21 protein-coding genes are annotated in these 21,647 nt (G+C 51.4%); 15 read left to right on the top strand and 6 right to left on the bottom strand.

The genetic code is table 11. The features are described from left to right. Positions 1–124 precede the first annotated feature (124 nt). Together CBE73_RS06020 and map are read left to right on the top strand one after the other, a co-directional pair. Positions 125–412, top strand: coding sequence for a stage VI sporulation protein F (locus CBE73_RS06020; RefSeq protein ID WP_094093455.1), 288 nt, complete (start codon positions 125–127; stop codon positions 410–412). A 232-nt stretch (positions 413–644) separates the two neighbouring features. Beyond that, positions 645–1,391: a type I methionyl aminopeptidase gene (gene map / locus CBE73_RS06015; RefSeq protein WP_094093454.1), complete on the top strand. Its 747-nt coding sequence runs from the start codon at positions 645–647 to the stop codon at positions 1,389–1,391. Positions 1,392–1,828: 437 nt separating this feature from the next. On the opposite strand, the gene CBE73_RS22360 is transcribed toward map, so the two are convergent. Further along, positions 1,829–1,948 (bottom strand): sporulation protein YjcZ, encoded by a 120-nt coding sequence (locus tag CBE73_RS22360; protein WP_094093453.1) that lies wholly within the window; start codon positions 1,946–1,948, stop codon positions 1,829–1,831. 213 nt (positions 1,949–2,161) lie between these two features. Here CBE73_RS22360 and CBE73_RS06005 point away from each other — a divergent pair, with 213 nt between their 5' ends. The 7 genes from CBE73_RS06005 to CBE73_RS05975 all read left to right on the top strand — a co-directional run bounded on the left by CBE73_RS06005 (position 2,162) and on the right by CBE73_RS05975 (position 10,958). Next, positions 2,162–3,421 (top strand): DNA polymerase IV, encoded by a 1,260-nt coding sequence (locus CBE73_RS06005; RefSeq protein ID WP_229752480.1) that lies wholly within the window; start codon positions 2,162–2,164, stop codon positions 3,419–3,421. Then, positions 3,418–3,897 (top strand): YhjD family protein, encoded by a 480-nt coding sequence (locus tag CBE73_RS06000; protein ID WP_094093451.1) that lies wholly within the window; start codon positions 3,418–3,420, stop codon positions 3,895–3,897. The genes CBE73_RS06005 and CBE73_RS06000 overlap by 4 nt, the downstream gene beginning before the upstream one ends. Before the next feature lie 338 nt (positions 3,898–4,235). Beyond that, the gene (gene ald, locus CBE73_RS05995) at positions 4,236–5,366 is read left to right on the top strand and encodes an alanine dehydrogenase (RefSeq protein WP_094096164.1); all 1,131 of its coding nucleotides are present in this window, start codon (positions 4,236–4,238) and stop codon (positions 5,364–5,366) included. Between the two features lie 145 nt (positions 5,367–5,511). Beyond that, positions 5,512–6,468: an L-lactate dehydrogenase gene (locus CBE73_RS05990; RefSeq protein ID WP_094093450.1), complete on the top strand. Its 957-nt coding sequence runs from the start codon at positions 5,512–5,514 to the stop codon at positions 6,466–6,468. A gap of 263 nt (positions 6,469–6,731) precedes the next feature. Next, complete coding sequence (locus CBE73_RS05985; RefSeq protein ID WP_094093449.1) at positions 6,732–8,921, top strand: alpha-galactosidase; 2,190 nt, start codon at positions 6,732–6,734, stop codon at positions 8,919–8,921. Between the two features lie 364 nt (positions 8,922–9,285). Continuing rightward, complete coding sequence (locus CBE73_RS05980) at positions 9,286–9,957, top strand: YitT family protein (protein WP_094093448.1); 672 nt, start codon at positions 9,286–9,288, stop codon at positions 9,955–9,957. Between the two features lie 131 nt (positions 9,958–10,088). Next, the gene (locus CBE73_RS05975) at positions 10,089–10,958 is read left to right on the top strand and encodes an MBL fold metallo-hydrolase (protein WP_229752481.1); all 870 of its coding nucleotides are present in this window, start codon (positions 10,089–10,091) and stop codon (positions 10,956–10,958) included. A 170-nt stretch (positions 10,959–11,128) separates the two neighbouring features. Here the strand turns inward: CBE73_RS05975 and CBE73_RS05970 are convergent, their stop codons facing one another. The 4 genes from CBE73_RS05970 to CBE73_RS05955 form a co-directional block, all read right to left on the bottom strand. Continuing rightward, positions 11,129–12,157 (bottom strand): LacI family DNA-binding transcriptional regulator, encoded by a 1,029-nt coding sequence (locus CBE73_RS05970; RefSeq protein ID WP_094093447.1) that lies wholly within the window; start codon positions 12,155–12,157, stop codon positions 11,129–11,131. Between the two features lie 419 nt (positions 12,158–12,576). After that, entirely contained in the window at positions 12,577–12,756 is a 180-nt protein-coding gene (locus CBE73_RS05965; protein WP_094093446.1) for a DUF2188 domain-containing protein, read from the bottom strand. A 128-nt stretch (positions 12,757–12,884) separates the two neighbouring features. Then, positions 12,885–13,853, bottom strand: coding sequence for a peptide-methionine (S)-S-oxide reductase MsrA (msrA, locus tag CBE73_RS05960; protein WP_094093445.1), 969 nt, complete (start codon positions 13,851–13,853; stop codon positions 12,885–12,887). 118 nt (positions 13,854–13,971) lie between these two features. Further along, on the bottom strand, positions 13,972–14,586 hold the full coding sequence (locus tag CBE73_RS05955; RefSeq protein WP_094093444.1) for a TVP38/TMEM64 family protein: 615 nt from the start codon (positions 14,584–14,586) through the stop codon (positions 13,972–13,974). Between the two features lie 457 nt (positions 14,587–15,043). Here CBE73_RS05955 and CBE73_RS05950 point away from each other — a divergent pair, with 457 nt between their 5' ends. Further along, on the top strand, positions 15,044–15,733 hold the full coding sequence (locus CBE73_RS05950) for a TerC family protein (protein WP_094093443.1): 690 nt from the start codon (positions 15,044–15,046) through the stop codon (positions 15,731–15,733). 131 nt (positions 15,734–15,864) lie between these two features. On the opposite strand, the gene CBE73_RS05945 is transcribed toward CBE73_RS05950, so the two are convergent. Next, positions 15,865–16,683: an AraC family transcriptional regulator gene (locus CBE73_RS05945; protein ID WP_094093442.1), complete on the bottom strand. Its 819-nt coding sequence runs from the start codon at positions 16,681–16,683 to the stop codon at positions 15,865–15,867. Positions 16,684–16,874: 191 nt separating this feature from the next. Here CBE73_RS05945 and CBE73_RS05940 point away from each other — a divergent pair, with 191 nt between their 5' ends. The 5 genes from CBE73_RS05940 (at position 16,875) to CBE73_RS05920 (ending at position 21,609) form a co-directional block, all read left to right on the top strand. Next, a complete protein-coding gene (locus CBE73_RS05940; protein WP_094093441.1) occupies positions 16,875–17,978 on the top strand; it encodes a Gfo/Idh/MocA family protein in 1,104 nt (367 codons plus the stop codon). A 79-nt stretch (positions 17,979–18,057) separates the two neighbouring features. Continuing rightward, a complete protein-coding gene (locus CBE73_RS05935; RefSeq protein WP_094093440.1) occupies positions 18,058–18,828 on the top strand; it encodes a sugar phosphate isomerase/epimerase family protein in 771 nt (256 codons plus the stop codon). After that, entirely contained in the window at positions 18,821–19,903 is a 1,083-nt protein-coding gene (locus CBE73_RS05930; protein WP_094093439.1) for a Gfo/Idh/MocA family protein, read from the top strand. Before CBE73_RS05935 ends, CBE73_RS05930 begins: the two co-directional genes overlap by 8 nt. Before the next feature lie 174 nt (positions 19,904–20,077). Further along, positions 20,078–21,046 (top strand): sugar phosphate isomerase/epimerase family protein, encoded by a 969-nt coding sequence (locus CBE73_RS05925; protein WP_094093438.1) that lies wholly within the window; start codon positions 20,078–20,080, stop codon positions 21,044–21,046. 245 nt (positions 21,047–21,291) lie between these two features. Next, positions 21,292–21,609, top strand: coding sequence for a winged helix-turn-helix transcriptional regulator (locus CBE73_RS05920; protein ID WP_068696152.1), 318 nt, complete (start codon positions 21,292–21,294; stop codon positions 21,607–21,609). The last annotated feature ends 38 nt before the right edge of the window (positions 21,610–21,647 follow it).

Here is a 21,647-nt window from a genome sequence, read left to right as displayed (position 1 = left end):
CAAGACAGACAAGGACAAGACCGGACAAGCCGGATGGTTCGGCAGCGATTTTCCTGGCACTTGGGACAAGTGCACCGTCATATACTGGGAAAGACGACAGTTTTGACGGGAGGTGCCATAGAACTTGGGTTATCAGCAGTTTGGAATTAGCCCTCAGCTGGTGCAGCGGGTGAAGCTGAAGATGAAAAATCCGGCAGTAAAGGACCGGATCAAGAAGCTTGTGGAGAATGTGACTAAAGCCGATCTGCAGGATCCTGCCAAGGTCCGCCGGCTTGTGAAAAGCGCTTCGGTTATACTTAACGAACGGTTGACCAGTGTGCAGGAAGAGCAGATGACGCAATTTGTGCTTGCGCAGCGGATCGATCCAAAGAATACGTTCCATCTGATCAAGTTGTGGGGCATGTTCCGCTAAGAGCCAAGAGGGTGGCTCGGCCTACTCTCTAACCCCAAATCGGATACCAAGCGTTCAGGCCTGCCGGGGAATCCCGGCGGGTTTTTGCTGTTTGGACTTGATCAAATGTCCGGGCTGATCGATACTCATCGCCCGGAGTTGAGGCGGGTGAAGGCTTCACGTCCCGGCGCCAAATTTGCATTTTATAAACCGTAGGTGTAGTTTGAGTAGAGAGCAAAAGGGGGATAACACCATGATTCGATTAAAAAAGCCGGAAGAGATTGAACAAATGAGAATGGCGAACTATATTGTAGCTGACTGCCACCGGGAAATTGCGAAGCTGATTGAGCCGGGCATCACGACGCTGGAAATCAATGATTTTGTAGCCCGTCATATTACAAAGCTTGGAGGCCGGCAGTTTACGAAAGGTTATAACGGATTTCCTGCTGAAACCTGCGCTTCGGTTAATGATGTGATTGCCCACGGATTCCCGAATCGTACCCCGCTGAAGGAAGGGGACATCGTCAAGATGGATATCGTAGCTGAATATGACGGCTGGTTTGGGGATTCCGCCTGGTGTTACGCAGTGGGCAATATTAGTGAGAATGCCCGAAAGCTGATGGAGATCACCAAGGAGTGCCTGTATCTGGGCATTGAGCAGGCGCTTCCTGGCAAACGGCTGGGCGATATTGGACATGCCATTCAGGTTCATGCGGAAAGCAGCGGCTTCTCCGTAGTCCGGGATTTGCTGGCCCACGGAATCGGCCGTGCGCTGCATGAGGATCCGAACTTTGAACATGTCGGCCAGCCTGGCAAAGGTCTGCTGCTGAAGGAAGGCATGGTATTGACGATTGAACCGATGATTAATGAAGGCACGTTCCGGATTACCATCGATGAGGACGAATGGACGGCCCGGACGGCAGACGGCCGCTTGTCCGCCCAATATGAGCATACGGTCGCGATCACGGCGAATGGACCGCTGATTTTGACCGCTCAGTAACCGGTATAGAGCTTGGCGGCGGCTGGACCTATACACAGACAAGAGCCCGGACAGAGGTCCGGGCTCTTTCGCTTCTCAAGCGCTTTTGGCATATACTGCTGCTAAGTATACCGTGAAACCGTATGGCTTCACGGAAGACATCTGGACCTGCAAGATTTACGACGAAACAGGAGCAAGGCAAGGGTACGTCGTATCGTACAAATTTAGTCTGATGTCAGGTTGTTAATCAGTTATTAGAGGAAAAATGTGCGGGAAATGATGACAAGAAGAATGAACAATACCAAAATTACGCCTGTAGAAGTCCAAAGTCCGCCACCTACTGGTCCACAACCTACGCCTGCTACTTCACCCATGGAAAATTCCTCCTAATCGAATTTAAATTTGAATTTCATTTTTTAAAAATCGTTACCTTTCCGGCCAGGCCGGACGAGCGCAGTTTAGTAAACAAATCCGAAGCTGCGAGTGATAATTACGAGGAGAATGAACAGAACCAAGATCGCTCCTGTGGAAGTCCAAAGTCCGCCGCCCACTGGGCCGCAACCTGCTCCATATCCCATTGTTGTTTCCTCCTTTTAAGGAATTGTTACTTTCTGAATCATTGTATGAAGGGGCGGGTTATTCGTTATGGACATATACCCAGACGATGCGCCCAAATCCTCCATCCCCCGGTGGGGCCGAACTGGGTGAAATAACCATTGCATAACGAACGTACATTCGGTATATAATGAAATACGAACATACTTTCGGTTTTGTTGATGGGGAGTGAGAGAGTGAAGACGGAACGGGTCATTATGCTGGCAGACGGACAGTCGTTTTATGCTTCGGTGGAGAAGGCGGGAAGGCCGGATTTGAAAAATAAACCGGTAGCGGTAGGGGATCCCTCCCGCCCCTCAGGCATCATCCTCGCGGCCTGTCCAATCGCCAAATCACGGGGCGTAACTACCGCCGAACGGGTGGGGGAGGCGCTGGCGAAGTGTCCCGACCTGGTGGTAATCCGTCCGCGGATGCAAACGTATATCGCCGTCTCTCTATTGATTACGGAAATTTTTGAATCGTTTACGGATCAGGTTGAACCTTATTCGATCGACGAACAGTTTCTGGATGTAACAGGGTCCATTCCTTATTTTGGCCCTCCGGAGGAAATGGCCCGGCAAATTCAGACGCGAGTGCTGCTCTCCACCGGCGTCTGGACCCGGTGCGGAATCGGCCCAAGCAAGATTTTGGCTAAGATGGCAACGGATAATTTTGCGAAGAAGAGACCGGAGGGCATTTTTAAACTGGATGCTGCCAATATCGAAACCGAGCTGTGGCCACTGCCTGTTCAGCAAATGTTTATGACGGCATCCCGGATGACCCGGCATTTCAAGCGGATGGGCCTGCATACGATCGGAGACATCGCCCGGCTGGAGCTTCCCGACTTCAAGCGCCGCATGAGGCAGGAAATGGGCAGGCAGAGTGATATTCAGGCGGAATATTATTGGCAGACTGCAAGGGGGATTGACCCGAGCCCTGTAGTTGCCGATATACGCGGCAAGCTGAAATCGATCAGCCACGGCAAAGCGCTCCGAAGCAGCTTATACAGGAATATTGAAGACATCGAGGTAGTGCTGCTGGAGCTGGTGGTAGAGGTATGCCGCCGCTGCAGAAGATGGGGCTACATCGGGCGGGTAGTTACGGTAGGCGCGGCCGAGACGGATGGGCGGCGTTCTTCATCGTTCAGCCGCCAGATTACGCTCCCGGAGGCGACTTCCCTTTCCCATGAAGTAGCCGCAGCTGCCCGGCGGATTCTCCGTCAGTATTGGAAAGGAATGCCCCTCAGCCGTTTGCATGTATCGCTTACGGATCTGACTGACCCTGCGCTTATGCAGCTGACCCTTTTCGAGGATCGTTTCAAGGCTTACAGACTTGAACAAGCGGCCGACCAGATCAAAGACCGATACGGCAGCGATGCGGTCGTGAGAGCATCTTCTTTGCTGGAGTCCGGGGTCGCCAGGGAAAGAGCCGGACAGATTGGGGGGCATTTTAAATGAGTAAACTAGATGGAAATGAGCGATGGAAATCCAAAATGCTGCTGACCGAACATCAGGAGCAGTACGAGCAGCGGCATGCCCATACGGCAAAGGTGCCTCCGTCTCGGCCTACAGAAGCTGAGCTGATCATGATCCGCGATTATATTTTGCTGCCCTACATGCTGAGCATGGTGGAGAAAAGCTTGGATGACATTGAGCATCGGGCCAATTTGCTTAAACCTCTTTATTTAATGGCGGGGAAGGTCGTGAGGAGTAAAATCAGCGAGGATCTGTACCTTTTGCGGCGGGAGCTGGCCAAGCGGAACATCCGGGTGTTTCGTGATGAACAAGAAGATCTGATAGTTTACCACCGTTTTATATGCAGGGGGTATGAAGACCGGTTGGGTCTGGTGCGCGACGTAGTCCGGTCGGAGATTAGCGTTCGTTTATCCAGATACCTTAAAGAAATCGCTTCACGTTTGGCTTCTGGCGAGTGAACTTGCAGGGCTGGGGAGAAGGCGGAACCGTAAGAGATGGAACAATCGTAAGAGATAAGGGAAACATAGGAGTTAAGGGGACCATAAGGGATGGGCAGACTATAATGAGGCAGCTCAGATACTTTAACAGACACATGGACTAACGCTTTAGGGCAGAAAAGTTAACGCCATTTTCGGAGAAAAAGCGGAAAATCGGGTGATCTAGAGGTTCTGCCGTATTTTTCATGTTCGGATATGTTCCAACTGTACGCCTTCTCATGTAATATATAGGAGTAGTCTGAGAAGAACGGTTGCCAGAGCTGCAGCTGCCTATCATTCGAGGAAGGGAAGTCTTGGATATGCGGGTAGGAATTCCGAAGGAAATCAAAAACAATGAAAATCGTGTTGCCATAACTCCGGCAGGCGTAGATACGCTTGTTCGGGCCGGTCATGAAGTCTGGATCGAAACCTCCGCGGGCGCAGGCAGCGGGTTTACGGATGAAGAGTATCAGGGCAAAGGCGCTCATGTGGCGAACTCGGCAGCCGAGGTATGGTCCAGCGCCGAAATGATCATGAAGGTTAAGGAGCCTATGACGGCGGAATACGGCTTTTTCCGTGAAGGTTTGATTTTGTTCACCTACCTCCACCTTGCCCCGGAGCCCGAACTGACGCGTGCCCTGGCGGAAAGCGGCGTACATGCGGTAGCTTATGAAACGGTGCAGCTTGAAGACGGCTCGCTGCCGCTGCTTACCCCGATGAGCGAGGTAGCCGGACGGATGGCGGCGCAAATCGGAGCCCAGTTTCTGGAGAAACCTTACGGCGGTAAAGGCATTTTGCTTGGCGGCGTGCCCGGGGTAGCTCCGGCGGAGGTTGTGATCGTCGGCGGCGGCGTGGTAGGGACCAATGCAGCCAAAATCGCGCTGGGCATGGGAGCCCGGGTAACCCTGCTGGATCTTAACGCGAGCCGTCTGCGCTACCTGGATGAAATTTTCGGCGGACGGTTGACGACAGTAATGTCCAGTCCCTACAACCTGGAGCAGGCCGTAGCGAAAGCCGACCTCGTCATCGGAGCCGTATTGATTCCGGGAGCCCGGGCGCCGAAACTCGTCAAGGAATATATGGTACAGCAAATGAGCGAAGGTTCGGTGATCGTCGACGTGGCTATTGACCAGGGCGGTTCGGTGGAGACGATAGACCGTGTAACGACCCATGCTGATCCAACTTACACTAAACATGGTGTAATCCACTATGCCGTAGCGAATATGCCGGGAGCGGTCGCACGCACGTCTACGTTGGCACTGACCAACGTCACGATGCCATATGCTCTGCAGATCGCTAATTTTGGCCTGGCGGACAGTGTTCGCAGAAACCCTGCTTTGGCGAAAGGCGTCAATGTTTCGGTAGGAAAAGTAACAAATGAAGCCGTGGCGCTCAGCCTGGGATACGAATACAAGCCGGTTGGCGAAGTTCTGGATGCTCTGAAAGCTTAAAAAAGTCCTGTTCTCACCCGTTTATCCGATATTTCGTTGAAATGTCACGGGTTTGATGGCAGATTTTGTGACATTTTAATGGGCTAAATATTATATTGTATAGAGAAGAAAACTAGGATAACGGATGACAACAGGAGGATGACGGATGAGAAAAGGAACAAGAAGAGTAGCCGTGGTAGGGGCGGGCATGGTTGGCGCAGGATGCGCTTATTCCATGATCAACCAGTCGATCTGCGATGAGATCATGATTGTTGACCGGACCTACGACAAGGCGGTGGCACAGGCGCTGGATTTATCGCATTGCATGGAGTTTACCTCTACCCGTACCAAAGTTTATGCGGGCACGCTGGAGGACTGTGCGGACATGGATGTGATCATTTTAACGGCGGGCCGGAATCCGAAGGGCATGCAGTCACGCCTCGCTTTGCTGGAGGATGCCAAAGCCATTACGGAGGACCTTGTAAGCCGGATTATGGCCAGCGGGTTTGACGGCGTGTTTGTCGTGGCGGCCAATCCGGTGGATATCGTGACCTATCTCGTACGCGAGGTTTCGGGACTGCCGCGTGGACGCGTCCTCGGCACGGGTACCTCGATCGATTCCTCGCGGCTGAAAACACTGCTGTCCGAGGTGTTTTCCGTCGATCCGCGCAGCGTTCAAGGTTATGCGCTCGGCGAACACGGCGATTCCCAGTTCGTGGCCTGGTCGCACGTTACTATTGGAGGAAAGCCGATTCTGCATATTTTGGAGCAGCATAAGGAACGTTTTAAAGACCTCCATCTGGAGACGATCGAGCAGCGGACGAAAGATGCGGGATGGGAAATTTTTACGCGCAAAGGCAATACCCAGTTCGGCATCGGCAATGCCCTGGCTTACATTACCCGGGCCATTCTGAATGACGAGCACAAAATCATCGCGGTTTCCGCGATTCTGGACGGCGAATATGGGCAAAAGGAGCTTTGCACCGGCGTACCGGCGATTGTCGGCAAAGGCGGCATCCAGGAAATTCTGGAGCTGAATCTCTCGGCGGACGAGGAGCAGAAGTTTCTAAAGTCCTGCGGCATTATCAAGGAAAATATCGTCAAGCTGGTAGAGACCGTTTAAATATCCTATCAGCCGAGAAACGGAAAAGCCGTCCCGCGTGAACGGCATCCGGCAGTTGGATTTCATCCAGCCGCCGGGTGCGGTTCGCGTGAAGGGGCGGTTTTTGCTTTTTCATCACTCGGGAAGCAGGGGAAGGGGGGATATGAAGCAAATAGCGGCCTTCCAAGAGATGCTAGTATTTCCGGCTGTCTGCTTATATACTGAATGTAGTTCAAAATGAAAACGCTGCCTTATTACTAAATGAATCGAAAAAGGGGAAAACCATGACCATTCATTACGACTCTGGCAATCAAATTTTTCATTTGCAATCCAAAGATTCCAGCTACATCTTTCAGCTTGTGCAGGCCGGTTATCCGGCTCATTTGTATTGGGGACCGAAGCTGGACGTTTCCCGCTTTCATACCGATTACCTGACAATCGAGCGCTGCTCGTTCAGCCCGAATTTTATTCGCGAGGACCGCACTTTTTCCTTTGATACGCTGCCGCATGAATATCCTTCCTATGGAACGGGGGACTTCCGCGAGCCTGCGCTGGAAATTCGTTTTGCAGACGGATCGGCAGTCAGTGACTTCCGCTACGAGGGACATGCCATTAAGGCGGGCAAACCCGAGTTGACCGGACTTCCGGCCACCTATGCGGAAACCGAAGGGGAAGCCGATACGCTGGAGCTATATTTGAAAGACGAGCCAAGCGGGCTGTCGGTGGTGCTGGCTTTTACCGCCTTCCGCGATATCGATGCCATTACGCGTTCCGTACGGATTGAAAATAAGGGGACAAGCCCGGCCGTTCTGGAGCGGGTGATGAGCGGCAGCGTGGAATTCGCCGATGCGGATTATGAAATGCTGCAGCTGTCCGGCACGTGGACGCGGGAGCGCCATATGCATACCCGTCCGCTGGTGCCGGGCATTCACCGGATTGACAGCAAACGCGGCTCCAGCAGCCATCAGCAGAACCCGTTTATCGCGCTGCTTGAGCGGAATGCGGGCGAGGATTTCGGCGAGGTTTACGGCTTCAGCCTCGTGTACAGCGGCAGCTTTATGGCCCAGGCGGAGGTGGATCAATACGCCACGACCCGGGTCATGCTGGGACTGCAGCCTTTTGGCTTCAGCTGGCAGCTTGAGCCTGGAGAGACATTTCAGACGCCGGAGCTTGTGCTGGTCCGGTCCTCGGAAGGGCTTGGCGGCATGTCGCGCACTTATCACAAGCTTTACCGGACCCGCCTTTGCCGGGGCGTTTACCGCGATCAAAGCCGGCCGATTCTGATCAATAACTGGGAAGCGACCTATTTCAACTTCAACGAATCGACAATCAAAGAAATCGCCGCTGCCGGCAAAGAATTGGGGCTGGAGCTGTTTGTGCTCGACGACGGCTGGTTCGGCCGCCGCGACCGCGATGATTCTTCGCTGGGCGACTGGAAGGAAGACCGCCGCAAGCTGCCGAACGGTTTGAAGCAGTTAGGCGAAGACATTACGGGAACCGGCATGCAGTTCGGACTGTGGTTCGAGCCGGAAATGGTGTCCCCGGACAGCAATCTGTACAGGGCGCATCCGGACTGGTGCCTGCATGTGGAAGGCCGCAGCCGCACATTGGCCCGGGAACAGCTGATTCTGGATCTCAGCCGGCCCGACGTCTGCGATTATATCGTGGAATCCGTAAGCAGCGTTCTGGCCTCTGCGCCGATAACGTATGTGAAATGGGACATGAACCGCAACATGACGGAGATCGGCTCCGCCCTGCTGCCGCCTGAACGCCAGCGCGAAACGGCCCACCGTTACATGCTCGGCTTGTACGATGTGCTGGAACGCATAACCTCGAAATTCCCGCATATCCTGTTCGAAAGCTGCTCCGGCGGAGGCGGAAGGTTTGATCCGGGTATGCTGTATTACATGCCGCAAACGTGGACCAGCGACGATACGGATGCCGTGGAACGATTGAAAATCCAATACGGCACCAGCATCGTCTATCCGGCCAGCGCCATGGGCGCGCATGTGTCCGCCGTGCCGAACCATCAGGTGCACCGCAGCACGCCGTTTGAAACCCGCGGCCATGTGGCGATGTCCGGCAACTTCGGCTATGAGCTGGATCTGACCAAGCTGACGGACGAAGAGAAGCACAGCGTCAAACTTCAGGTCGAGCAGTATAAGCAGCTCCGGGGGTTGATCCAGTTCGGCGACTTTTACCGGCTGCTCAGTCCGTTCGAAGGGAATGAAACCGCCTGGATGTTTGTGTCCGAGGATAAAAAAGAAGCGTTCGCCGCGTATTTCCAGGTGTTAGCCGGCCCGAACGCGCCGCTTCGCCGCCTGAAGCTGAAAGGGCTGGATCCGGCCAAAGCTTATCGTTTGGAAGCGGACGGCAAAGTGTACGGCGGCGACGAGCTGATGTACCGGGGCCTGCATTTTAAGCCGCTTGATGGAGATTTCAAGAGCTTACTGTTCATCCTTCGCGAAATTTAACGGCCTATGCCGGTTTAAAACAGCGGATGCCCGTATAAACGGGTGTTAAGCTGTTTAGTCATCATTTTTCCTGTGTTATAATAATATTAGGAAAAAAGGAAGCAGAACCGGCTGATCGGCTTTTGCTTCAAATCAAATAAGGAAAGGATCAGGATACCATGAGTTCCCGAAGGACGAAATCCGAAAGGACGATTTGGAAACGTTGTGATCTCTCTTATACTTAGCTCCCTTTCGTAGTGGCATGCCGGATAGGCTAATTCCCTGCGAAAGAAGCGTGTAATCATGCGAAGGATAAAAGCTCGAAGGACCTTCTTTGCAGGGCGTTGCCGAAAGGACAACAAAACTGCGATAAGAGGGATACCTGATGAGAACAGAAAACACCAACCATGTCAGACAGATTTTAATGATTTTAACGGGCTCGATTTTGCTTGCATTGACGTATTACCACATTAACTTTCAGAATCATTTGGCGGAGGGCGGATTTGTCGGGATAGCTCTGCTGGGGAAATACCTGTTTAATCTGCCGCCCGGCCTGATGACGATTCTGCTGGACCTCCCCCTGATGGTGCTTGCTTTTTACCTGAAAGGACGCCGTTTCATCGGCTATATGCTGCTGGGCTCGGTTTCCTTCTCGGTTGCGTACGAAGCATGCGAACGGTTTTCGCCAATAACGCTGAATCTGCACCATAACCTGCTCGTCGTTGCGATCCTTTCGGGATTGCTGACCGGGATAGGAGCCGGTCTTGTTCTGCGCGGAGGCGGAGCCTGCGGTGGGGACGATATATTGGCTTTATGCGTAAGTAAATGGACCGGCATGAAGATCGGTACGGTATTTATTTTGCTTGATGCTGTGGTCCTGCTGGTTTCACTCATTTTCCTGCCGCTGCCGGAAACGCTGTTTACGGTTCTGGCCGTGTTGATCGCGGGGAAAATCATCACCTGGATCGTCGGTTTCCAGAAGAAAACCAAACCTGTCAAACCTGTCTCCGTCTCTTACGTCGTGGAACGGGTGGACGGCAAAACCGCACAAGCTTAAGACTTGGGGCGCTTCCTCTTTTCGGGGAGCGCTTTTTTTACATAGTGAAACGAAAGGCGAAAAGAAAGGCGAAACGAAGGAATTCAAAACAAAAGTCGAATTTCATTGAATGGCTGAGAGGAGCATAACGGATGAACGAAATGAACAGAAGCATCAACAAAAGCATTAACAGAAGCGGGGAGGCTTTGATTGAGGAAGTTCAAAACACGGAGGTGCCGTACGGCTGTCTGGCGGTCTGGTTTCTGGGCCAGGAAAGTGTCATTATCAAAGGTGGAGGAGTGACGGTTTACGTCGATCCTTTTGTATCCGAGTTTGAGGCGCGGACTTACCCGGCGCCGATTCGCCCGGAGCATATCACGGGGGCCGATCTGTGCCTGATCACGCACGAGCATATCGACCATATGGACCCGGCCACGCTGTCGGTTATGGTCGGCAGCAATCCTGCCATGAAAATGGTAGCACCGGCCTGGTGCCGCAAACCGCTGCTGGAGGAAAGCGGCGTCCAGGAGGACAAGCTGCAAAATGCCGAAACCGGGGTTTGGATTTCTCCCTTGGAGGGACTTCGCCTTCAGGCCATCCCGGCCGCGCATGAACAATTGGAGCAGGACGGGCAGGGTTTTCACCGCTACGTCGGCTACATCCTTGAGCTGAACGGGGTTGCGCTGTACCATGCGGGGGACACGGTCATTTACGACGGCCTGCTGGAAAATGTGCGGCAGCATAATGTAGATTTGGCGATGCTGCCGATTAACGGGCGCGACTATTTCCGGACCAGCCGGGATATCGTCGGTAACATGGATTACCGGGAAGCGGCCGAATTCGCTTATGCTGCGGGGTTTGAAACCGTCATTCCGCTTCATTATGATTTGTTTGCCGGCAATGCCGAAAATCCCGGTTATTTCGCCGACTATCTGTACCGCCATTTTCCGGAACAGAAGTTTCATATCATGGCGCGCGCCGAACGGTTTGTGTATGTATCGCCGCGGGCGTTTCTGTGCTGATACAAAAGTTGCTCATGCAAAAAGCAAAAGCACCTTCAAGTTGTCTTCCACCTCTTACAGCGCAGATGGATTTCTTGAAGGTGCTTTTTTAGATCCAATAGAAGGCAGAATAGAAAGAGAAAAGCATTAATAGACCGGACAACGCCGGGGAAACGGCATCAGACAGAGCTTTAAGGTTTCTCCGGGGAACTACCTACCGTAAAGGTGGAAGATTCCCGTACAATCAGTTCGGAATCCACGACAAAAACCCGCTTGTTCTCGAACTGGTTCTCGTTCATCTGATCGATGAATTTCTCCACCAGAATGGAGCCCATCGTATACTTAGGCTGACTAACGGTACTTAAAGTCGGATTGATGTATTTGCTGATCCGATTGTTGTCGACCCCGATCACCGCAAGCTGGTCCGGGATGCGGATGCCAAGCTCCGCACACGCCCGGTAAACACCAAGCGCCATCTCATCATTGGCAGCGAAGACAGCGGTGAAGGACAGCTTCTTCTCGACCAGACGTTTGAGCGCTTCATAACCGCCGATCTCACTGAAATGACCATTCTCTACGAATTCAGGCCGGAACGGAATTTGATAATCTCTTAGCGCCTTCAAGTACCCCTCCAGCCGTTCGAAGCTATCAACAGCATCCGGGTATCCGTTCAGGAACACAATATCCCGATGTCCCTGCTGAACAAGATGTTTGACAACTTCACGGGAAAATTTGACGTTATCGGTATAAACACAGGGGATACGCTCGTGTTCGATATGGCGGCCGACTACGGCTACGAAATACCCTTTATCGGCCAATTCGATAATTTCCTCATCCGCAATGAGCGGAGCGATCAGAATCAGGCCGTCGATGGTCCGGTCCAGTAACAGGTTCAAATATTCCTGTTCTTTCTCCTTCTGGTTCTCGGAATCGCAGATGATCACCCTGTAGCTCTGTGCATAGGCCATATTTTCAATGCCTTTGATAATTTCAGTGAAATAAGTGCTGTTGATGTCCTGAGCGATCACTCCGATCGTTTTTGTCTTTTGGGAACGAAGATGTTTGGCGGCGGCATTGGGATGATAACCTAACTCTTCGATAGCTTTCATAACCTTTAACCGTGTCTTCTCCGTCACACCGCTCGACCGGTTCAGCACCCGGGACACTGTGGCAGGGGACACCCCCGCTTTAGCAGCAACGTCGACAATTTTGGCGTCCATAATAACCTCAACCTTGGAAATTTATTTGTTTGATAAAGTATAGGTTTAATTATATTTCAAAATGAAATCGATTACTATAACCTTTGAAATTCAGGTCGACAAGGCACTAAAGATAAACAACACATGCCTTATTTAGCTGCCTGATTCTGAATTGCGAGAAATCGATTTCATTTCGGAGAGTTGTATATATTAAATAGGCAGAAGAAGAGGCATAAATACTGTTACAGACTCCGACTTAGAAAACGATTTCAGGGTGTTTTAACCCTGCCGGGGGATTGGGCGATTAAAAATGGACCAACACTGGGGCACGATAAACCGCCTTCATGAGAAAACCCATGCTGCCCAAACTTCAAGGATAGGGCAGCATGGGTTTCATTCTCCGTTCTAATCGTTGTTGATGCTATCGTCATAACACGGAATTATTTGTCTTTCGGATGGTCTTTATCCCATTCCTCCGCTTTGGCGGTGCCAATGGCGATAGCTCTTCCTTCTTCATAACCGTCCTCAAGCAGCGCGTTGGCGATTTCGACCGCTTTGCGGCGAACGCGGGGATCAAGATTTTTCATGGATGGCGGGTAATCATTTTTGCTCCAAGGCATTTGCAATCCTCCTCGAATACAAACAGGAGAGTATAACGTTTGCCGTTTGTACTCTCCTGAATGAAATCCGGACGCGGGCCCGAAAGAAGAGACCACTCCGGTTGTTTATTTAATTACCCTTCGTTGGCTTATTCAAACAGCGCAAGATATTCGCCGTAGCCTTCTTTCTCAAGGTCCTCTTTGGGCACAAAACGGAGTGCGGCCGAATTGATGCAGTAGCGCAGGCCATTTGGTCCAGGGCCGTCATCAAAGACGTGGCCCAGATGGGAGTCGGCTTCCCGGCTGCGAACCTCGGTCCGGACCATGAAATGGCTGGTATCAAGCTTCTCCTTGATGCTGTAGTCGCGGATCGGACGGGTAAAGCTTGGCCAGCCGCATCCGGCATCATATTTGTCCTTGGAGCAGAACAAAGGTTCGCCGGAGACGATGTCTACGTAAATACCTTCTCCTTCGTGATCCCAATATTCGCCGGTAAACGGACGTTCTGTCGCGCTGTTCTGCGTAACTTCGTATTGGATCGGCGTAAGTTTGCTCTTCAGCGTCTGCTGATCGATAAGAGGTTTGGACCAGTGGGTTTCAATGAAATCCGCGCGGCCCGAGCCTTTGCGATACCGTTTATAGTGCATCGGATTTTTCTTGTGATAATCCTGATGATATTCCTCTGCTGCATAAAACGGTTTGGCCGGTAAAATTTCCGTTACGATTGGTTTGTCAAAACGCCCGCTGTCCGCCAGTTCCTGTTTGGAAGCTTCGGCTTCCTCACGCTGGGATTCGTTGTGATAGAAGATGGCGGTCTGGTAGGACTGCCCGCGGTCATGGAACTGTCCGCCTGCATCTGTTGGATCGATTTGCTGCCAGAACAGTTCAAGAAGCTTGCGATAAGGGAACACATCTGGATCAAATGTAATTTGCACCGCTTCATAATGACCGGTGCCGCCGGCGCATACCTGTTCATAGGTTGGATTCTCCACATGGCCGCCGGTATAACCGGATACGATGCCTTTAATGCCCGGAAGTTCTTCAAAAGGAGTAACCATGCACCAGAAGCAGCCGCCTGCAAACGTAGCCAGTTCGGTTTTGCCTTGTATATGATTCATAGCGTTTCGCCTGCCTTTACTTCAAAATTTGAATATTGCAAAAAATAATGTTCAATAAATTCATTATAATAGATTCATGTCCAAAACTAAAATCAAACCGTGACCCGTAAATACAAAATTATCCGGCTTCACGTCTGTTTCTTCTTTTATATCCCCAAACCACTGCCAAAACAAACATGACATATAGGGCCAAAACCTCCAGCGCCAGCAGAGGATGGGAGAACAAGGAGCTTCCGAGGTAAGCATAAACCAAGATGCCGGGCAGTTTACCTAAAACGGAGGCCGACAAATAAATAAGAAACGGTATAGAGGCCGCGCCGGCGTACACATTAATCGCCCATTGGGGGACGATAGGCAGCAGCCGGTACAGCAGAACCGATTCAAAGGGATGCCCATGGACATAAGAAGCAAAGCGCTTAAGCCCGGAATATCGGTTCAGCCACCGTTCGGCGTCCTTTCGGTACCAGTAGGCTCCCGCGGCATAAAGAAGAATACCGGATAAGGTAGAGCCTGTTGCGGTTAAGAGAGCCCCGATCGAGGGACCGTAGAGAAGACCAGCTGCGGCAATCACCAGCTTGTAAGGCATAATCGGAAACGCTCCGAGCAGGGTGGCAAGCAGCAGCATCGCTAGCGGAGAAGGCCGGTGGTTTAACATCAGACTAATCTGATCCTTATAGGCAAATGCAGCTGCCATAATCAATATATAAATAACGGGCGCGAGCCATTTCTTCATTATGCATCCGATCCTTCCTGATTCTACTCCAAATCATATATAATCTGCGGTCAAGAAACAACGGGCAAAGGAGAGGGCGCGTCTTATATCCTTTTTTCCTTCCACAGAAAAATAAGTATGCCATGGACATAGCTTTTTCAAGAGGCAGATGCTATAATGAGAACAAATGAATAGTTCGGTTCCCAAAGGGGAGTAGCTTAACACAATAAAGTCGTCATTACGGGATAGTATCCCCGGCTTTATCGGCAACAATTCGAATTGTTGTTAGCGAGACCTTTGCCTGCTTGTATTGCTGCGGGTAAAGGTCTCTTTTTGTGCGATTTTCTGGACAAAATAGCGCCTTTGCCTGAAGTCAGGCAAGGCGCTTTTGTTTTACGGGGCGTTTTTTTCAATTATTTGAGAAAAATAACGTTCCGGCAGCGCGGATCCGGCCATATCGAAAAAAGGAGGTTATCATTTGGATTTAATGAGTATGGAGTTTTGGACGGCCTTATTCTCTATCATTCTGATCGACTTGGTGCTGGCAGGGGACAACGCAATTGTCATCGGACTTGCCGCTCGAAATGTACCGAAAGCGGATCAAAAGAAAGTGATTTTATGGGGCACGGTAGGCGCCATCGTGGTCCGGGTAATTATGACGGTGCTTGTCGTACAGCTGCTGAATATTCCGGGTTTGCGTTTGGCAGGCGGCCTGGCTTTGATCTGGATTGCCTATAAGCTGCTGGTTGAAGAGAAGAAACATGATATCAATGCGGGAACCCGCATATGGGCGGCCATCCGTACTATCATCATCGCGGATACGATGATGGGGCTTGACAACGTGCTGGCCGTAGCGGGAGCTGCACATGGCGACATGACGATGGTCATTATCGGACTTGCCATTTCGGTACCGATTATGGTGTGGGGAAGCACGATGATTCTGAAGCTGACGGAACGATTCCCGATAGTTATCACCATCGGTTCGGCTGTACTGGCCTGGACGGCAGCGAAAATGCTGGTTGAGGAGCCGCTGATTCACGATTGGTTTGAACTCGGTGTTGTCAAATACTTGTTTGAGGCGCTCGTTATCATTGCGGTAGTCGGTCTGGGAATGTTGGTCAAAACAAAACGTAAGAAGCATCAGGAACCCGAGAAATCTTTTTCTTAAATAAAACAAGATTCCTGAAGCAAAGAAAAGGATGAAGCAAGCGCATTGGCGGCAGCTTCATCCTTTTTGTTTTGCGGGCATCTGCTGTTGAAGCGGACGTCCATCGGATACTCGGTTATTCAGTTATTCGGTTATTTGGTATTCTCCCGGCTGGCCAGACGAAACTGCTTCGGAGACATGCCGAATTTGGAACGAAACACTTTGTGGAAATAGTTGTAGCTTGGAAAACCGGAGCTCTCCGCGACATGCTCCAGGGACAGCGGACTGAAAATAATCCGTTCACGGGCCATGTTCAGCCGAATATCGGTTGCATACTGGATGATGCTCTGTCCGAAGGTGGCTTTAAACAGATGCACCGCTCTGGACACGCTGATGCCGACATGGGCGGCGGCGTCTTCCAGGCGGAAGCTGGTGGCGGCGTTCTCCTCCACGAAATGCTTGAGCTGATAAGCCAGATAGGATCGCTGTCCGTCTCTGGGCTGCTCTTCCAGCTGGCGGTCGATTTCCAGACATAAAATTTTAATGTAATGGGCTGCGATTTCGTCTTTAAGCTGTGAAACACGCTGCTGCTCAAGCGATATTTGCCTGAATAAGTTGATAAACGCGTCTGTCATCGGCATCCGGATTTTGTTGGGTCTGCTTTTGGCTGCCCACCAGTTCCGGATCCAGCTGCCGTCAATGAAGATATAATAATCTCCGCTTAAAATCGAAGAGGTTTTAGACTGGGCAGCGGGATCGATATATAATTCGTATGGCTCGCTGGGGGAGAAGAGGAGCACATCTCCCATCTCGACATCTACCAGATCGCTGCCGATGCGCGTTCGTGCTTTACCTTCAGTCTGAAGCCGGATCAAATAATGATCGGGACCGTTGGCATCGTTGGAACCATAAGCTTTACGGTGAACGGAATAACCCGCCGCCAAAATAACCAGGTGCTCTTCGGCGACCATACTGCGACATCCTCCTGCACATTCAAAAATAAAATAATGACCAGATTGTTCATGTTTGAATCATATTATTCATTTTACTTTAATTCGAATCATATTACTATAAAGCTAACTTAAGGAAGCGCAACCCAATAAGCTGCTCCTTAAGAACCGAGTAACTTGCAGCAAAATTGAATAGCTCAAGGAGTGATTCCGTGACCCCGTTAAAGGTTGGTGTGATTGGCTGCGGCAATATCAGTCCCGCTTATTTTACTTATCTGCAGAACAGCTCCAAGGTTTCCTTGGTTGCCTGTGCAGACATGCTCCCTGAGAAGGCGCAGGAGCGGGCCAAGCAGTTCGGTGTTGAAAGCGTATACACCGTCGAAGAAATGCTGGAAAGCAATGTAGATGCCATTCTGAATTTGACCATTCCCTCTTCCCATGCCGCAGTCAGTCTGGCTGCGCTCGAGCATGGAAAGCATGTATATACGGAAAAGCCGCTGGCTATTTCTCTTTCCGACGGAAAGAAAATGCTGGAGCTGGCGGCCAGAAAAGGGCTTGTAATCGGTTCGGCCCCAGACACCTTTATGGGATCAGGTCTTGAAACGGCTCGTCAGGCTTTGCTGGAGGGAGTCATCGGCAGACCGGTTGCGGCCACTGCTTTCATGATGGGAGCCGGACCGGAAGGCTGGCATCCGAACCCTGCCTTTTTCTATGCGGTCGGGGGCGGTCCTATGTTCGATATGGGACCTTATTATTTGACCGCGCTTGTCCAGCTGCTCGGGCCGATTGCCCGGATCAGCGGCTCTGCAGGCAGCCAGATTCCGGAGCGGAAGGTCGGCTCCGGTCCTGACGCGGGGAAACCGATTCCGGTTCAGACACCGACGCATTACAGCGGTACGCTGGATTTTGCCAGCGGCGTCATCGGCACGATGGTAACCAGCTTTGATATCCGGGGAGGAAGCACGCTTCCGTGGATCGAGATTTACGGAACGGAAGGAACGCTGCGTCTGCCGGATCCGAATTATTTTGAAGGCGAAGTTAAGCTGCGCAAGGCAGGCAGTGAGGAGTGGACGGTTCTGCCGCCTGTATTTGAGAGCCATGGCAATGAGCGCGGAAGAGGTCTGGAAGAAATGGCTGAGGCTATCGCTCAAGGCCGTGAGCCAAAGGCGTCCGGACTGGTGGCTTATCATGTGCTGGAAGCGATGCATGCTTTCGGCAGATCCTCCCAGGAAGGCCGGCATATTGCGCTTGAAAGCGCTGCGGAACTGAGCGCGGCTCTGGCGCCGGGTCAATCGGGACAGCTGGGCCAATCCTGAAAGGCCGATATGGGACAGTCGCCGGCCATAACTTGTAATACTGAAGGATAAATCTATAACAAGGAAGAGGAGAATCGATATGGCTAAAATAGCACTGCAATTGTATACGGTTCGCGAACAAATGGAACAGGATTTTGAAGGAACGCTCCGCAAAGTAGCGGAACTGGGATACCAAGGCGTCGAGTTTGCCGGCTTCTACGGCAGAACCAAAGAGCAGGTGAAAGCGCTGCTTGAGGAAAACGGGCTGACAGCTGTTGGCGCGCATACTTCACTGGATCTGCTGCTGAACCATCTGGATGAACAGATTGAAATCAACCAGTTCATCGGCAACAACAAGCTGATTGTCCCTTACGTCGCTGAACAGGACCGCAACCGCTGGCCGGAAATCATTGCCGACATTAAACGCGTAGCCGAAACCTGCTCAGCCAAAGGCATCACTCTGATGTACCACAATCATGATTTTGAACTGACGCAGCAGCTTGACGGCGAAACGGTGCTGGATACGATTTTTGAAGCGGTGCCTGCTTCGCTGCTTGAAGTGGAACTGGACTCCTGCTGGGTCGAGTTTGCCGGTTTTGACGCCGTCTCTTACATCGAGAAATACAAAGGCCGCATGCCGCTTCTGCATCTGAAAGACGTGAAGAAGAAAGAAGACGGCTCACCGGAAACGGTCGAGCTGGGCGCAGGCGAGCTGGATATTAAACGCATTGCGGACGCCGCCATCGAAGCTGACGTGGAATGGCTGATCGTGGAGCAGGATTACACGGCGAACGGTGCAATCAACTGTATTACAACCAGCATGGACTGGGTTAAAAATTACGTGTCTCAGGGAGGAAAATTGAATGTCTAAGCAACTGAAAGTAGCAATTATCGGGTGCGGAGGAATTGCCAATGGCAAACATCTTCCGAGCCTGGCTAAACAACCTGAAGTGGATTTGGTCGCATTCTGCGACATCGTTGAAGAACGTGCCCGCAAAGCGGCCAAGGAATACGGCACGCAGGACGCTAAAGTCTTTACTGATTACCGCGAGCTGCTGGCAAACAGCGACATTGATGTTGTGCATGTCTGCACGCCAAACGATTCCCACTCCGAAATTACGGTAGCTGCGCTCGAAGCGGGCAACCATGTGATGTGTGAGAAGCCGATGGCCAAAACGGCCGAGCAGGCCCGTGCTATGCTGGAAGCCGCTAAACGGACCGGCAAGAAGCTGAGCATTGCTTACCAGAACCGTTTCCGCAACGACAGCCTGTATTTGAAGGAATTGTGTGAGCAAGGTGAATTGGGCGACATTTACCTGGGTAAAGCTTTGGCGATCCGCCGCCGTGCGGTTCCAACCTGGGGCGTATTCCTGGACGAAGAGAAGCAAGGCGGCGGCCCGTTGATCGATATCGGCACACACGCCCTGGATCTGACCTTGTGGCTGATGGATAACTACGAGCCTAAGAGTGTTATGGGTTCCGTCTTCCATAAGCTCGGTCACCGCGAGAATGCAGCGAATGCATTTGGTTCCTGGGATCCTGCCCAGTTCAAGGTTGAAGATTCTGCATTCGGTTACATTACGATGAAGAACGGCGCTACGATCATTCTGGAGTCCAGCTGGGCCCTGAACGTAGTTGAGACCGGCGAAGCCAAAACGCTGCTGTGCGGAACAGAAGGCGGAGCCGATATGAAAAATGGTCTGCGCATCAACGGCGAGAAGAACAGCCGTCTCTATGATACGCAAATCGACCTCAGCTCCGGCGGCGTAGCCTTCTTCTCTGGTGAAGAGGAAACGGACGCCTACCGTGAAGCCAAAGCCTGGGTACAGGCGATTCTGGAAGACAAAGAGCCGCTCGTGAAACCGGAGCAAGCCTTTGTGGTAACGCAAATTCTGGAAGCGATCTATGAGTCGGCCAAAACGGGCAAAGCGGTTTATTTTGACTGATCAACAATGCGCTAATAAGCTAAAAGAGGCTAACACGCTAAACATGTAACGCTAAGTAGCCGAATATGCTGACACGTTGAATATGCTAAAAATTGAATTGTGGCAGCTTTTGCCTAGAAAGCATGTTTATAATAAGATAAGCATTCCATAATAAGGGTTCAGGGAGGAATTGGTGTGAAATTAGGCATTTTTATGGTTCTGTTTGGTGGACGTCCCCTTGAGGAAGCACTTGACTATGTAGCCTCAAAAGGCATCCAGGCTGTAGAAATCGGTACAGGTGGCAATCCGGGCAACGCACACTGCAAACCTGACGAGCTGCTCGAAAATAAAACCAAGCTGAACGAGTTCAAGCGGGCGGTTCAATCCCGCGGTTTAACCATCAGCGCACTGAGCTGCCACGGTAATCCGCTTCATCCGCAGAAAGCGCTGGCCCAGGCCGATCATGACGATTTCGTCAAAACCGTCTTGCTGGCGGAGCAGCTTGAAGTACCGGTGGTCAATACATTCTCCGGCTGTCCGGGAGATCATGAAGACGCCAAATATCCAAACTGGCCGGTAGCTCCTTGGCCAAACGATTACCAGGAAATCCTGAAATGGCAGTGGGAGAACAAAGTCATTCCTTACTGGACAGAGTGGGGAAAATTCGCTGCCGAACATCATGTGAAGATCGGTTTGGAGCTGCACGGCGGTTTCTCGGTACATACGCCAGGAACACTGCTGAAGCTGCGCGAAGCGGCAGGCGAAGTCATCGGTGCCAACCTCGACCCAAGCCACATGTGGTGGCAGGGGATTGATCCGGTTGAGGCGGTCAAAATTTTGGGTCGTGAAAATGCGATCCACCATTTCCATGCGAAGGACACAACCATTGATCCGGTTAACGTCAACAAATGGGGCATTACGGATATGCAGACCTATGACAAAATGATGGACCGCGCTTGGCAGTTCCGCACCGTAGGTTACGGTCATGACCTCAAAACCTGGGCGGACATCATCAGCACGCTGCGCCTCGTCGGCTACGATTATGTGGTCAGCATCGAGCATGAAGACGGCCTCATGTCTGTTGAAGAAGGCTTTACCAAAGCGGTCGGCAACCTGAAGCAGGTGCTGATCGAGGACTCTGCTGCTGATATGTGGTGGCTGTAAGCTGTCTGGTCTGTCAGATACATCTTAGAGCAAAAAGAAGCAATCCTGAACTTTTGTTTAAGGATTGCTTCTCTCTTTTTAGGGGAAATTAGAATAACAAAGATAAGGTTTTTTTGTCGAAAAATTAAGATTCCATGAATAGCCCGTTTTCAAATCGCCAAAACTATGTTAAAATGATATGTACTAACTTAATGTAAGCAAAATCCGGAACCATCTGCTCCGGATCATTAAAGAGGTGATAAGCAATGGCAGATAAGGATTTCAGCATGTGCCCCCGCTTTGAAACCGCATTTTCTTTCCTGGGGAAACGGTGGAACGGATTGATTATTCGAACTTTGATGAGTGGTCCCAAACGCTTTAAAGATATTTCGAATCTGATTCCGTCAATGAGCGATAAGATGCTGTCCGAACGGATGAAGGATCTGGAGTGCGAGGGGATTTTGACCCGGCACGTCTATCCGGAAACGCCGGTAAGGATTGAATATGAGCTGACCGAAAAAGGAAAGGCGCTCCGCCCCGTGATGGATCAAATTCAGTCTTGGGCGGAAGATTGGATCGAGTAAACGTGGATCGAGTAAACATGGCCTTAGTTGCAAAGGTT

The organism is Paenibacillus physcomitrellae (assembly GCF_002240225.1).
Taxonomy (GTDB): Bacteria; Bacillota; Bacilli; order Paenibacillales; family Paenibacillaceae; genus Fontibacillus; species Fontibacillus physcomitrellae.
This window is presented reverse-complemented; position numbering and strand designations above follow the sequence as displayed.